General features: G+C 63.1%; 17 protein-coding genes and 1 pseudogene. 9 read left to right on the top strand and 9 right to left on the bottom strand.

Annotated elements, in window-relative coordinates:
• Nucleotides 1-274: 274 nt before the first annotated feature.
• Both J2X76_RS02740 and tam read right to left on the bottom strand, forming a co-directional pair.
• Nucleotides 275-997: a gamma-glutamylcyclotransferase gene (locus tag J2X76_RS02740; protein ID WP_310212864.1), complete on the bottom strand. Its 723-nt coding sequence runs from the start codon at nucleotides 995-997 to the stop codon at nucleotides 275-277.
• Between the two features lie 423 nt (nucleotides 998-1,420).
• Complete coding sequence (tam, locus tag J2X76_RS02735) at nucleotides 1,421-2,191, bottom strand: trans-aconitate 2-methyltransferase (RefSeq protein WP_310212861.1); 771 nt, start codon at nucleotides 2,189-2,191, stop codon at nucleotides 1,421-1,423.
• Nucleotides 2,192-2,360: 169 nt separating this feature from the next.
• Here tam and J2X76_RS02730 point away from each other — a divergent pair, with 169 nt between their 5' ends.
• The gene (locus J2X76_RS02730) at nucleotides 2,361-3,245 is read left to right on the top strand and encodes a branched-chain amino acid aminotransferase (protein WP_113129375.1); all 885 of its coding nucleotides are present in this window, start codon (nucleotides 2,361-2,363) and stop codon (nucleotides 3,243-3,245) included.
• A gap of 36 nt (nucleotides 3,246-3,281) precedes the next feature.
• Here J2X76_RS02730 and J2X76_RS31580 read toward each other — a convergent pair.
• The 4 genes and pseudogenes from J2X76_RS31580 to J2X76_RS02715 form a co-directional block, all read right to left on the bottom strand.
• A pseudogene (locus tag J2X76_RS31580) lies at nucleotides 3,282-3,515 on the bottom strand (type II toxin-antitoxin system RelE/ParE family toxin); the annotation flags it as partial.
• Between the two features lie 79 nt (nucleotides 3,516-3,594).
• Nucleotides 3,595-3,879, bottom strand: coding sequence for a type II toxin-antitoxin system ParD family antitoxin (locus J2X76_RS02725; RefSeq protein WP_310212858.1), 285 nt, complete (start codon nucleotides 3,877-3,879; stop codon nucleotides 3,595-3,597).
• A 63-nt stretch (nucleotides 3,880-3,942) separates the two neighbouring features.
• Nucleotides 3,943-4,689, bottom strand: coding sequence for a sulfite exporter TauE/SafE family protein (locus tag J2X76_RS02720; protein ID WP_113129378.1), 747 nt, complete (start codon nucleotides 4,687-4,689; stop codon nucleotides 3,943-3,945).
• 190 nt (nucleotides 4,690-4,879) lie between these two features.
• On the bottom strand, nucleotides 4,880-5,194 hold the full coding sequence (locus J2X76_RS02715) for a hypothetical protein (protein WP_310212852.1): 315 nt from the start codon (nucleotides 5,192-5,194) through the stop codon (nucleotides 4,880-4,882).
• Between the two features lie 174 nt (nucleotides 5,195-5,368).
• Here J2X76_RS02715 and J2X76_RS02710 point away from each other — a divergent pair, with 174 nt between their 5' ends.
• Complete coding sequence (locus J2X76_RS02710; RefSeq protein ID WP_113129380.1) at nucleotides 5,369-5,971, top strand: superoxide dismutase; 603 nt, start codon at nucleotides 5,369-5,371, stop codon at nucleotides 5,969-5,971.
• 108 nt (nucleotides 5,972-6,079) lie between these two features.
• The gene (locus J2X76_RS02705; protein ID WP_310212850.1) at nucleotides 6,080-6,451 is read left to right on the top strand and encodes a DUF4440 domain-containing protein; all 372 of its coding nucleotides are present in this window, start codon (nucleotides 6,080-6,082) and stop codon (nucleotides 6,449-6,451) included.
• Between the two features lie 27 nt (nucleotides 6,452-6,478).
• Here J2X76_RS02705 and J2X76_RS02700 read toward each other — a convergent pair whose 3' ends face one another.
• Nucleotides 6,479-6,865: a hypothetical protein gene (locus tag J2X76_RS02700; RefSeq protein WP_310212847.1), complete on the bottom strand. Its 387-nt coding sequence runs from the start codon at nucleotides 6,863-6,865 to the stop codon at nucleotides 6,479-6,481.
• Between the two features lie 247 nt (nucleotides 6,866-7,112).
• Here J2X76_RS02700 and J2X76_RS02695 point away from each other — a divergent pair, with 247 nt between their 5' ends.
• The 3 genes from J2X76_RS02695 (at nucleotide 7,113) to J2X76_RS02685 (ending at nucleotide 8,759) form a co-directional block, all read left to right on the top strand.
• On the top strand, nucleotides 7,113-7,400 hold the full coding sequence (locus J2X76_RS02695) for a type II toxin-antitoxin system prevent-host-death family antitoxin (protein ID WP_113283733.1): 288 nt from the start codon (nucleotides 7,113-7,115) through the stop codon (nucleotides 7,398-7,400).
• Entirely contained in the window at nucleotides 7,397-7,843 is a 447-nt protein-coding gene (locus J2X76_RS02690) for a type II toxin-antitoxin system VapC family toxin (protein WP_113129383.1), read from the top strand. Before J2X76_RS02695 ends, J2X76_RS02690 begins: the two co-directional genes overlap by 4 nt.
• Before the next feature lie 73 nt (nucleotides 7,844-7,916).
• A complete protein-coding gene (locus J2X76_RS02685) occupies nucleotides 7,917-8,759 on the top strand; it encodes a metallophosphoesterase (RefSeq protein ID WP_310212840.1) in 843 nt (280 codons plus the stop codon).
• Nucleotides 8,760-8,771: 12 nt separating this feature from the next.
• Here the strand turns inward: J2X76_RS02685 and J2X76_RS02680 are convergent, their stop codons facing one another.
• Together J2X76_RS02680 and J2X76_RS02675 are read right to left on the bottom strand one after the other, a co-directional pair.
• A complete protein-coding gene (locus J2X76_RS02680) occupies nucleotides 8,772-9,416 on the bottom strand; it encodes a ThuA domain-containing protein (RefSeq protein WP_310212837.1) in 645 nt (214 codons plus the stop codon).
• Between the two features lie 101 nt (nucleotides 9,417-9,517).
• Nucleotides 9,518-10,207 carry a YafY family protein gene (locus J2X76_RS02675; RefSeq protein ID WP_310212835.1) on the bottom strand — a complete coding sequence of 230 codons (690 nt, stop codon included), beginning with the start codon at nucleotides 10,205-10,207 and terminating at the stop codon, nucleotides 9,518-9,520.
• Between the two features lie 135 nt (nucleotides 10,208-10,342).
• On the opposite strand from J2X76_RS02675, the gene J2X76_RS02670 reads away from it, so the two are divergent.
• The 3 genes from J2X76_RS02670 to J2X76_RS02660 all read left to right on the top strand — a co-directional run bounded on the left by J2X76_RS02670 (nucleotide 10,343) and on the right by J2X76_RS02660 (nucleotide 12,595).
• Entirely contained in the window at nucleotides 10,343-10,975 is a 633-nt protein-coding gene (locus J2X76_RS02670; RefSeq protein ID WP_113283738.1) for a LysE family translocator, read from the top strand.
• Nucleotides 10,976-11,154: 179 nt separating this feature from the next.
• Complete coding sequence (locus J2X76_RS02665; RefSeq protein ID WP_113129388.1) at nucleotides 11,155-11,595, top strand: cytochrome c; 441 nt, start codon at nucleotides 11,155-11,157, stop codon at nucleotides 11,593-11,595.
• Nucleotides 11,596-11,680: 85 nt separating this feature from the next.
• Nucleotides 11,681-12,595, top strand: a complete 915-nt coding sequence (locus J2X76_RS02660) for a cytochrome c (RefSeq protein WP_113283739.1) — start codon at nucleotides 11,681-11,683, stop codon at nucleotides 12,593-12,595.
• The last annotated feature ends 17 nt before the right edge of the window (nucleotides 12,596-12,612 follow it).

The following is a 12,612-nucleotide window of genomic DNA, read 5'->3' as shown; positions in this document are numbered from 1 at the left end:
TTCGAGTCTATCGAGGTTGCGGTCGTAACTCGGTTTCTGCCGAGATCGCAGCACCCTCTCTGCCCTGCCGGGCATCTCCCCCTCAAGGGGGGAGATCACAAGCGGCAGTCGCTTCCCCCAAGCTGACGATGCGGTTGGCAGCAAGGTCCGTTGTTTGGGGAAGGCGGTGCGCCCATCCGATCTCCCCCCTTTGAGGGGGAGATGCCCGGCAGGGCAGAGGGGGGTGGACACGGCACAGCGTCTCTTAACTTTATGCCAGGGCCGCACTTTCGCCTCACGCCTCCGTGCCGACCTTCTCCCGCACATGCATCGCCCGGATCTCGTTTGCCACCATTTCCTGCAGCCGCCAGAGGTTGCGGTCGTGGATGCCGAATTCGGCGAGATGCACGACGGTGTTGTAGAGATATTCGGCGCAGGATCCCCGATGCCCGCAGGCGCGCGCCAAAACTTTCGCCACCTCGTCGAGCGGCAGCAGCGGCCGGACGATGCGCTTGCTGGTGCCCCCGACCCAGAAGGTCAGCGCCCGGATGGTTTCGCCGCCCTGGGTGCGCACCGGCAGCCAGCGGAACGAGGTCAGGCTGTCGCGATGGCTGACCTCGCGGCGCAGCGCCTTTTCGATCTGGACGCGTTTTTCCTCGTCGGCCACCTGGTAGATCACACCGTCGCAGCGGCCCCCGCGCGACAGCATCATCATCAGCCCCGGCTGTGCCGGCGAGCCGCGCCCGCGCTCGATCCGCAGCGAGAAGGAACGATGCCAGCCGAAGGCCGCCGCCCGCTGGCAGGCGATCGAATCGAAGCCCGGTTTCCAGATCAGCGAGCCATAGGCGAAGATCCACAGCGGCTCCTCGCTGATTTCCGCAAACAGCCGGTCGGCGATCCGGATATAGTCGTCGTCGGTCAGCGGCTCCCAGGTGGCCGGCGGGCCGGGGTCGATCTCCTCGCGGAAACAGAGGTCGACCAGGTCCTGCGTCAGCGACAATGTGGAAGGTTTCGGCATAGCTTCGGGCGGCTTTTCGGGCGGACGACGAAAATAGCAAAGGGAAGAGTGCAGACGCATTGGAGCCGAGTCAACCCGTTTTCCCGCCGTTTCCGGGCGGTGTCCCGGTCGAGGATCGGCCGTTTTGCTGCCCCTCGACCACCGATTTGCTGCATTGCCGCACGGGTGCCCAGATGTTTTGCTCGAAGGGATCACGGAATGTTTCCGGCTGGAAAGATTCTCGATGAGTGAAAAGTGGAGTTTCTCGACTGATGCGTTGGCTTTTTATCGCAGTGCTGGTGATCCTGGTTGGTTGTATCCTGAGCATCATCTGGATGAACGATTCCGGTCTTGGCCGGATAGAGGTCACGCAGCCTCAGCCGCAAAACCCGCTGGCTCCGCCCCCGGGCACGCCCTGAGGCCGCCCGACACGCACTCGAGACGTCAGGCCCTCACGGCGACGATGAAGAGCCGGGGGAAACGCAACAGCACCCGTCCGTCCGCCATCGGCCGATAGGCCCCGGCGATGCGGGCCGTGTAATCCGCAGTGAACGCCGCCGCATGTTCCGGGCCGGCGGCGTCGAGATAGGGCCGCAGCCCGGTGGCCTTGACCCATTCGACGATCGCGGGGGCATCCGCCAGCGGATGGTAATAGACCGTGTGCCAGACCTCGACGCGCGCCGATTTCGGCATCAGCCGGTCAAAATAGCCGGCCGGCGGCGGCAGCACCGGGCGGCGCACCCTGCCGCCCGCAAAGGCGGCCTTCCACGGCCCCGCGGCGCCCGTCTCCTCCATCAGGGTGTGGCTCGGCTCCGCAAGGTTGTCCGGCATCTGCACCGCCAGCACCCCGCCGGGCTTGAGGTGGTCCATCAGCCGGGCAAGCACCGAAATATGGTCCGGCACCCATTGGAAGACCGCATTGGCATAAAGCAGGTCGGCCCGCTGTTCCGGCGCCCAGCTGTTGAGATCAGCCTTGACGAATTTCATTCCGGGCAGGCGCCTGGCCGCCGCTGCCAGCATGTTGTCGTCGCTGTCGAGGCCGCAGACATTGGCCGCCCCGAAACGTTCGGCGATCAGTTCGGTGGAATTGCCCGGACCGCAGCCGAGGTCATAGGCGCGCTCCGCCGAGCCGAGCGGTACCTGTGCCAGAAGATCGCGCGCCGGCCGCGTCCGCTCGTCCTCGAATTTCACATATTGCTCCGCCGACCATGCCATTATTGCTGTCCCCAACTGTTGCCTCGCCAGAACATGGCACTCTCCCGTGACGGTCTCCATGGTCAAAAATATCAATTTTTGTGATGATCCATTTCATATTATCGCTTGACCTCGGCGCGGGGGCCGGCCTTCACTCACCCTGCAATTTTGAAGCGTTAAGGAGATCGCCATGCCCGTCAACACAGCCCCTCGCAGCACCACCTGGACATTTGTGGATGGCGAATGGCTCGAGGGCAATCCGAAGCTGATCGGCCCGACCTCGCATGCCATGTGGCTCGGCTCCACCGTGTTCGACGGAGCCCGCTGGTTCGACGGCATCGCGCCGGACATCGACCTGCATTGCCAGCGCGTCAACCGTTCCGCGACGAACATGGGCATGCAGCCGGTGATGCAGGCGGAAGAGATCGAGGCGCTCGCCTGGGAAGGAGTGAAGAAGTTCGACGGCAAGACCGCGATCTACATCAAGCCGATGTACTGGTCCGAACACGGCATGCCCTACAGCGTCGTCACCGCCGATCCGGAATCGACCCGGTTCGCGCTCTGCCTGTTCGAGGCGCCGATGCATACCGCAAAACCCTCGTCGCTGACCGTTTCGCCATTCCGCCGCCCCAACCCCGAAGTGGCGATGACCGGCGCCAAGACCGGCAGCCTTTATCCCAATAGCGGCCGCATGATCATGGAGGCGCGTGGCCGCGGCTTCGACAATGCGCTCGCCCGCGACATGAATGGCAATGTCGCCGAGACCGCCTCCTCCAACATCTTCATGGTCAAGGACGGCGTGATCATGACGCCGATCGCCAACGGCACGTTCCTTGCCGGCATCACCCGCTCGCGCGTCATCGGCTTGCTTCGCCGCGGTGGTTTCGACGTGCGCGAGACGACGCTGACCGTCGACGACTTCATGGACGCCGACGAGATCTTCACCTCCGGCAACTATTCCAAGATCGTGCCGGTCAACCGCTTCGAGGAACGCCAGCTCCAGGAAGGCCCGGTCGCCCGCAAGGCGCTGGAACTCTACATGGACTGGGCGCGCTCGCCGGGCGACGAGGCCTGAGGTTTTAGGGCGCCGGCGTGCGACGCAAGGGGTGAGTTAGCGCTCGTCGTCATCGAGATCATCCGCGCCACCAAGGCTTTTACCCCGATGTAGAATGCGCATGATGGTCACGAGGTCAGCATCGATGTGAAAGACGATGCTGGCTTTCCGCTTGAAGCCGACGATACGGATGCCGACCCCGAGTTCGTCATGTCTCTTGCCGCGGGTGGGGAAGGTTTCAAAGGCCGCGCAGTGGCCGACGAGTTGGTTGATATATCTCCGGCAATGGCGCGGCCGGCTTTCGGAGCAATATAGTCATAGAGTTCCGCCAAGTCGGCATCGGCCGCCGGATCGAAAACAACCCGGTATCTCATCTAGGAAGGCGGGTGTCTTTGTCGCGCGCATCCATATCCGCATTGATACGCCTGCGGACTTCGCTGATCGGAATTGCCTTGGAAGGATCATGCGCGGTGACGGTCGGAACGACCTCATCCCGCAGCCAGCTCTCTATTCCCGCATCATGGTCCGCCAGATACCGCAATCCTTCAGCGATCACCTCGCTCTCGTCGGCGAACTCGCCGGATGCGACCTTTTTCTCGACAAGTTCGGCCATCTCTTCCGGGATGGAAACGGTAATGGATCGGTTCGGGCGCATCAGTCGGGTCCTGTTCGCAGGTAGTCCTACCATATCGAGGCCAACGGAGCCATCCTCGACTCCTCACACGAACCGTACCGCGGCCGTGCCGATGATGACCATCGAGACGGCGATCATCAGGGGTTTGACCGGCAGGTGCCGGACGATGAAGGCGCCGATCGGGGCGGCCAGGATGCCGCCGAGGATGAGGCCGAGGGCGGAGGAGAGTTCGGACCAGCCGAGCGCCACGATGAAGGTCGCCGATATCACCGTGGTGACGGCGAATTCGGTGAGGTTGGTGGAACCGATCACCTTCTTCGGATCGTGACCGCGCCCGAGCAGAGAGCTGGTGACGATCGGCCCCCACCCGCCGCCGCCCATCGCATCCAGCAGCCCGCCCGCACCGCCGACATAGGGCACCACCCGGTCGCGCACGTCGCGCGGAAATTTCGGCTGGAAAGCCTTGTAGAGAATGAACAGGCCGACGGCGATCAGATAGACCGAGACGAAGGGTTCGACCGCCTTGCCGTCGATATTCGACAGGAGATAGGCGCCTATCGCCCCGCCGATCATGCCGGCCGGCGCAAGCCTTGCCACCAGCCGCCAGTCGACATTGCGGTTGTAGAGATGCGAGGCGCCCGAGGCGGCGGTGGTGAAACATTCCGTCACATGGGTCATGGCGCTGGCGGCGGCCGGCGCGACCCCGACGGCAAGCAGGCTGGTGGTCGTCAGCACCCCGAAAGCCATGCCGAGCGCCCCGTCGATGATCTGTGCGAAGAAGCCTATGGCGACGAAGATCAGGAATTCGGGCGTCACGAAATCGAGCGACATTGAACCTCCTCTTTGCCAGCGGCCTTCGCCTTCAATTCGCCGGCGCGAAAAAAGGTTCCCGTTTTGCTTGTGCGGGAGGGCCGGTAAGCGCGCGGGAAAAATATCCCGCGGCAGAGGGGAGGGGCGGTCCGGGCAGGAAAACTGCGGGCCGGCCGGCGTGCCCGCCTGCCGGCGCCGCCTGATCCGGCGGTTATTTCACCGTCAGCTTGTCGGCGGAAATCTCGCCGCCGATTTCGGCCTTGCGGGTCTTCTTGTCGAAGGCGCAGATGGTGCTGACGGTGACGTTGGCGCCGACCGCCTTGCCGGAGACGATGGCAAGCCCGTAGCTCTGGCTGCCGAAGGGATCGACCAGCGCCTTGCCGTTCTCGATCAGCCCCTTTGCGGCGGTCACGCAGGCCTTGGATACTTCGGCCCGGAAATTGGACCAGGCGTCGTCGGAGGCGGCATTGGCGGTGCCGCTTCCGGATGCGATCAGGGCGACGGCAAGTGCGAGGGCGGTCTTCATCAAACGGGCTCCGAATCGGTGATCTGGCCCGTTTCTTGTATCTTGAAAATTCAGCAAGTTCTTGATGCGATCGGCTTGATTTTTGGCAAAGTTACCGTTGCCTCTTGGAGCTTGCGCTCCTATGTTCCCGCACGACGCTTTACCCACGGTGTGTGCCGAACAAGGAGTAGACCAATGGCTTTCGAACTTCCCGAACTCCCCTACGATTACGAAGCCCTTTCGCCCTTCATGTCGAAAGAGACGCTCGAATTCCATCACGACAAGCACCACAAGGCCTATGTCGATAACGGCAACAAGCTCGCTGCCGAAGCCGGCCTGGCCGATCTGTCGCTCGAGGAAGTCGTCAAGAAGTCCTTCGGCACCAACCAGGGCCTCTTCAACAATGCCGCCCAGCACTACAACCACGTCCATTTCTGGAAGTGGATGAAGAAGGGCGGCGGCGGCAACAAGCTGCCGGGCAAGCTCGAAGCAGCCGTTGCCTCCGATCTCGGCGGCTACGACAAGTTCAAGGCCGATTTCATCGCCGCCGGCACCACGCAGTTCGGCTCCGGCTGGGCCTGGCTCTCCGTCAAGGACGGCAAGCTCGCCATCTCCAAGACCCCGAACGGCGAAAACCCGCTGGTCCACGGTGCCGAGCCGATCCTCGGCGTCGACGTCTGGGAACATTCCTATTACATCGACTACCGCAACGCCCGTCCGAAATATCTCGAAGCCTTCGTCGACAGCCTGATCAACTGGGACTACGTCCTCGAGCGCTACGAAGCCGCCACGAAGTAATCGAACGGCTTTACAGCGGTTCTATCGAGAACACCCGGTGTCGCAAGGCGCCGGGTGTTTTTTGTTTTTGAACCCCGTTCATCGGGGAAGGCAGGAGGAAAGCGGGTCATGGACGGACAATCGATTGAGACGGTCCTGGCGGAGCTTTCCGCCCGCGAACCGATCTTTCATCGCCGCGAATTCGGCACCAGCCGGGAGGCCCTGGAGGCGATGACCGAGGAGACATTCTGGGAGATCGGCGCCAGCGGCAGAATTTACCGGCGCGACGTCGTCATAGCCGATCTCCTCGAGCGGTACCGCGAGCCGGAGCCGCATGACTGGCCCTGCCGGGATTTCACCATCAGCCGCCTCGCCGACGACCTCTACCATCTGTCCTATATTCTGGAGGAGCCGGATCGCCGCAGCCGGCGGTCCACGTTCTGGAGGAGCACCTCGACCGGCTGGAAGATCGCCTTTCATCAGGGGACGGTGATTTCCTGAGTGGCGCCGGCTTCCGGCCCCCGCGCCTTATCCGGCAGACCGCGCAAACCGAGCGGCCAGCGCCACCCAGAGGATGACGAAAACCGGCAGCGGCAATATCGACCGCATCGCCAGCCAGAGGTCCGTCGGCAGGATGGGAGCCGTCATGATCGCGATGACCACCATCAAAGCCGCGCCGGCGAAAAACGTCAGATAGGCTTGGCCCCACCGTTCACCGGAGAGGGGCGATCTCGCTTCGAGGAGCAGGTTTCCGGCCGTTTCCCGATAGAGGGCAAGCAGCAGAAAGAGAATGGCGGCTGGCAGGAAAGTCAGGGAAAGCCGCGCCTTGACGGCAATATGCGACTGTTCGGACACCGCGTGCGCCAGATCCGCCAGGCCGTAGGTGATAATGGCGTTGATGATCAGCACGAGCATGGAGCGCCAGAACAACGCCCAGAGGGTTTGAAAGAAAGCAGCCAGCAGTCCATTCCTCCCGTCATCGTCGGCATGCTGCCGGTCGCCGTGTTATGTCACAAAAGCATGATTTTGTTGCAATCATTGCACCGCCTCGGTCCTCGACCCACGAACGATGCAATATCCGGACGCAGCCGCGGTTGTTTTCAAGCGGCTCCTTCTGCCGGTCGGCTTGATTTTCCCTGGGAATGCTCCAAAGTAGTCACTAATGACCACTTTGGAGGTTGAATTGTCGGAAGTCAGTTTGAAGAATGCCAAAGCGGGTTTTTCCCTTTTCGTCGATCAGGCTGCCGCCGGTGAGTTCGTGACGATCACCCGGCACGGCAGGCCGGCGGCCGTGATTGTCAGCGTCGAGGCCGCGGAGGCCGCAAGGAAGGCGCTGCAGAAGGATCGCGCCAGCCTGGTCCGGTATCTGCGGAATTTTCCGGCCGACATCGACCTTGATGAGGATGTCTTCGCTCGAAATCCCGCACCGAGCCGCGAGGTCGATCTGTGACGGGATTTCTTCTCGATACCAATGCCGTTTCGATGTTTTCACCCTCGAAGGCCGGCACGTCTCCGGCTTTTGCCAGTTGGGTCGACGAGCAGGAAAAGCTTGAGACGATCTATCTTTCTGCCGTGACTGTCCATGAGATCGAAAAGGGCGTCCGATTGTTGGAAGCGAGGGGCGCGACCTCGAAGGTCGCGCTCATAGGGCTCTTCCTCGAAGGGCTGATTGCCGGATATGGCGACCGTATCCTGCCGCTCGATGCAGCAACGGCGCGGGAATCCGGCAAGCTGGAAGCCGGCGCCCTGTCCGCCGGGCACAACCCCGGCATGGCGGATGCGATGATCGCCGGAACGGCAAGCCTTCACGGGTTGACGATCATCACCCGTAACCTCAGGCATTTCCTGCCGTTCGGTGTGCCGGTGAGGTCGCCCGAAGACTTGTCTCTCTGACGCAAATGCTAGCCCGCTGCCGCCATCGCGACATCGTCACACGCCTGTCACAACCACGGACTACCTCCGCGAAATGCCTCACGAAAAACCTCTCCTCCGCTTCGGCGTGATCGCCGATCCGCAATATGCCGACCTGCCGCCATGGCTGGAGATGAACCGTCATTACGCCAACAGTCTCGACAAGCTGGGCCGGGCGATCGGGGTGCTGAACGGCGAGGATCTTTCCTTCGTGGTGACGCTCGGCGACCTCATCGATCGCGGCTGGGAGAGTTTCGAGCCGGTCCTCTCGGTATACGAGGGCCTGCGCCACGAGAGCGTCCTGATGCCGGGCAATCACGATTTCCTGGTTGCGCCGGAGCATCTGGCCGATGTCCACACACGGCTCGGCATGCCGGCCGCCTGGCACGATTTTTCCCGCGGCGGTTTCCGCTTCGTGGTGATCGACGGCAATGAGATCAGCCTGTTTTCGACCCCGGAAGGCCACCCGCGCCACACGCTGGCGCGGCAGCGGCTGGAAGCGCTGCTGGCCGAAGGCGCGATCAACGCCAAGGAGTGGAACGGCGGCATCAGCGACGAGCAGTTCGCCTGGCTCGAAGCCGTGCTGGAGCGCGCCCGTGCCGCGGGCGAAAAAGTCATCGTCCTTGGCCATTATCCGCTCTGCCCCGAAAACGAGCACAATCTGTGGAGCGGCGAGCGGCTGACCGGTCTCTTCGCTCGCTCCGGCAACGTGATCGCCTATCTGAACGGCCATAACCATGTCGGCAATCTCGGCCGCGCCGGCAACACCTGGTATGTGAACTTCAAGGGCATGGTCGACACCGAGACGGAAAGCACCTTCGCGGTGGTGGAAATCTTCGCCGACCGTATCGAGATCACCGGCCACGGCCGCGAGCAAAGCCGCACGCTTGCTCTCTAAACGGCGAGCGCCTCAGCCACGCGCCGCCCAGGTCAGCCCGCGCTGCAGGATGCTGCGCATATGCGGATGTTCGAACTCTGCCGCCACATGGCCGAGCGCCGAATAGAAGATCCGTCCCTGGCCGAAATGGCGCTTGAAGACGACCGGCATCACCACGTCGCGCACCGCCTCGTCATATTCACCGGTAAAGGTCGTCGTCGCCAGGATTTCGACGGACGGGTCGTAATGCAGGTAATACTGCTCCGACCTGTAGTCGAAATCCGCAATGCCGCGCATCACCGGGTCGTCGGGGCGGGTGACGTTGACGCGGAAGTCGATGATATTGCCGGGATGCGCCACCCAGGTGACGCCGCAGAGATAACGGAAGGCGGCACTTTCCTTGAAGGAGGTCGCAAGCGCCCCGTGATGGCCGCCAAGCCCCAGCCCGCCCCGCACGGCCGCGACAAGCGCCTGGGCATGCGCCTTTTCCAGCGTTTCGCCGGTAATGATCGGCACCAGCAGATCGGCGGCCTCGATGTTGCGGGACCCGAATATGCTCAGATCGCCGGTAATCTCGACCGAAAACCCGTCCTCGCGAAGGATGTCGCCGGTAATGCCGGCGCACTCCTCCGGCTCATGGATTTTCGATCCGCCCCAGACGATGATTGCCTTGCGCATTCATCCACTCCCATGCCCTGCTGATTCCCGAGGATGCGCGCGCACCATAGGGGCAAAGCCGCGGGCTGTCAGGCGCAGGCTTCGCGACCCCGGCATGACGGTCACGTTGGCGGGTTGTTCCAGCCCTGGACCCAGAGCTGCCGCAGCATCTCGCCTTCACCGCGAAAGAAGCCGTCCGCCAGTTCGCAATGCTCCACCCGGTCGGCGCGAAAATTGCGGATCGCCTGGCGCAGTTCGCACCAGGCGACGATATTGGCCGTCTGCGAATAATAGATGAGTGCGAGGGGCCGGATCGTCCGCTCCGTGGCGCGGGCATATTCGTCGCGGTAGTCGAGCGCCAGTTTCTGCTCGTCGCGGATCGCCCGGCGCACCATGGCAAGGTCGAGCGCGTCCGGCACTGGGGCGACCGAACCCCAGGCATGCAGCGCATTGGCGGAAAACGTGCCGGCGAGCGGCGCAGGCACCACGGCGGCGATCTTGCGGTTCACCTGCTTGGCGGCCTGCCTGAGTTCCGTGTCGCCGGTGCGCTCCAAGAGTGCCAGCGCCAGCACGATCGCCTCCGTCTCCTCGATCGACAGCATCAAGGGCGGCAGCGTGAAGCCGGGGCGCAGGATATAGCCGATGCCGCGCCCGCCCTCGATCGGCACCCGCATCGTCTGCAGCGCCGCGATATCCCGGTAGATGGAGCGCACCGTCACTTCGAGCTGCGCGGCGATCTCGGCCGCCGTCACCGGCTTTCTGGCAAGCCGGAGGATCTGGATGATCTCGAACAGGCGCGAGGCCTTGCGCATGCCGGCATTCCTTAAGCAGGGACGATCGCTACTGACAACACGCTGTCAGTTGGCCTACCGTATAGGACCGCATATCCGATTGAAAAACAAGGCTTCATCATCCGAAGCCGGATATTGCGAGGATCAGAAACTGACATGACCTATACCGAAAATCTCTGGCTCTTCTTCACGCTCCTGTTCGGCATCATCGTCGTGCCGGGCATGGATATGATCTTCGTGCTCGCCAATTCTTTGACCCGCGGCCGCACGGCGGGGCTGGCCGCCACTGCCGGCATCATCGCCGGCGGGCTGGTGCACTCGCTCTACGGCGCGGTCGGCGTCGGCCTGCTCGCCAGTCTCATGCCGGTTCTGTTCAGGCCGCTGCTGATCGTCGGGGCGCTCTACATGGCCTGGATCGGCGTCAGCCTGATCAGGAGCTCGATCACCGTCGACCATGTCGGCCCGGCGGACACGCGATCGAACTGGGAGGCCTTCCGGCGCGGCGCCGTCACCTGCCTGATCAACCCGAAGGCCTATCTGTTCATGCTCGCGGTCTATCCGCAATTCCTGCGGCCGGATTTCGGACCGCTCGCTCCGCAGGCGGCGGCCATGGCGGCGATGACGGCGGCGACCCAGCTCGGGATCTACGGCGGCCTTGCCGTGGCGGCCGGCCGGGCGCGGAAATTGCTGGTCGGCAATGGCAATGCGACGATCTGGGTCGGGCGGATTGCAGGCCTTCTGCTGCTTGCCGTTTCCGCGCTGACGCTCTGGGAAGGGCTGACGGCCTGAAGGACGGGATGCGGCGGTCGCGGCAAGCCATATATCCGTCACATTCGTGCCTGCCCGGCAACAGGCGGGGCCGCTCGCGGTGTCATGACAGAAAAGTTACTTTTTTCAAACGCATAAGCCGGCAATCATGATCCCCGCAAAACACTGCCGGCGCGACCGGCTCAATGAGGACAGGATTGATGAAGTTTAAACTGATTGCCGCCGCCGCGGCCGTACTCTGTCTTGGCTTGACGGCTGTGACTGCCCAGGAAACCCCGATCGCCAAGCGCCAGGCGCTGATGAAGGGTATCGGCGGCGCAACCGGCGCTCTGGCCGCCATCGCCAAGGGCGAAAAGCCTTATGACCAGGCTGTGGTCCGCACCGCGTTGACCACGATGAGCACCAATATCAAGGCTTTCCCCGACCAGTTCCCGGCAGGCTCGGAGACCGGCGACAAGACCAAGGCGGCACCGGCCATCTGGGAAAAGAATGCCGAGTTCCGCGCGGATGCGCAGAAGCTCGGTTCCGATGCCGAGGTGCTTCTGGCGTCCCTGCCGGCAGACCAGGCCGCTGTCGGCAAGGCAATGCAGACGCTCGGCGGCAACTGCAGCACCTGCCACCAGAATTTTCGTCTGAAGTAATCGCGGTCCTGTCAAAAGACAGAAAGACGGCCGCAGCTTCTGCGGCCGTCCCCGCATCTTAGAATGACGCTGGAGGACGAAGGCGATGGCCTCGATATGGTCCAAAATCCTGGTGGCGGGCGTTGTGGTGGTCGCGGCCGGTGCCGCCACGGCCTGGGCGTTGACCAAGCCAGATCCCTATCCCGATTCCCGTTGGGCGGGTCTCGGCGCACCGGATCTCGCCAACGGGGAACAGCTTTTCTGGACGGGCGGCTGTGCGAGCTGTCATGCCGCGGCGGGCGCCACCGGCGATGCGCTGAAGGTCTTGTCCGGCGGAAGGGCGCTGCCGAGCCCGTTCGGCACGTTCCATATCCCCAACATCTCGCCCGACCCCAAGGCCGGCATCGGCAGCTGGACGCTGGCTCAGTTCGGCAATGCCACCACCCGCGGCGTCGGCCCGGACGGCGAACACCTGTTTCCGTCCTTCCCCTACGGCTCCTATTCGAGGCTCTCGGCCAAGGATGTCAACGATCTCTTCGGCTACCTGAAGACCCTGCCGGCAAGCACCAATGTCGCGCCACCGCACGAGCTGCCATTCCCCTACAATATCCGCCTGGCGGTCGGCGGCTGGAAGTTCCTCTATTTCAACGACCGGCCGCGGGTAGAGCTCGCATCGGCCGACGACAAGCTCAAACGCGGCCAGTTTCTGGTCGAAGGCCCCGGCCATTGCGGCGAATGTCACACCCCGCGCGACGCGACAGGCGGTTTCCTCCCCGACCGCTGGCTCGCCGGCGGCCCCAATCCGGAAGGCAAGGGCACCATCCCCAACATCACGCCGGGTTCGAAGGATATCGGCTCCTGGAGCGAAAGCGACATTGCCGGATATCTCGAAACCGGCTTCACCCCGGATTTCGACACGGTCGGCGGCTCGATGGTCGAGGTCCAGCAGAACCTCGCGCATCTGCCGAAGAGCGATCTTGAGGCAATTGCGGCTTACCTGAAGGCGGTGCCGGCACGGTAGACGGGTTGCTTGCAAAA

Origin of the sequence: Neorhizobium sp. 2083 (assembly GCF_031455615.1) — a bacterium.
Lineage (GTDB): Bacteria > Pseudomonadota > Alphaproteobacteria > Rhizobiales > Rhizobiaceae > Neorhizobium.
Note: the sequence above shows the minus strand (reverse complement) of the source record. Positions and strands in the feature narration are given on the sequence as shown.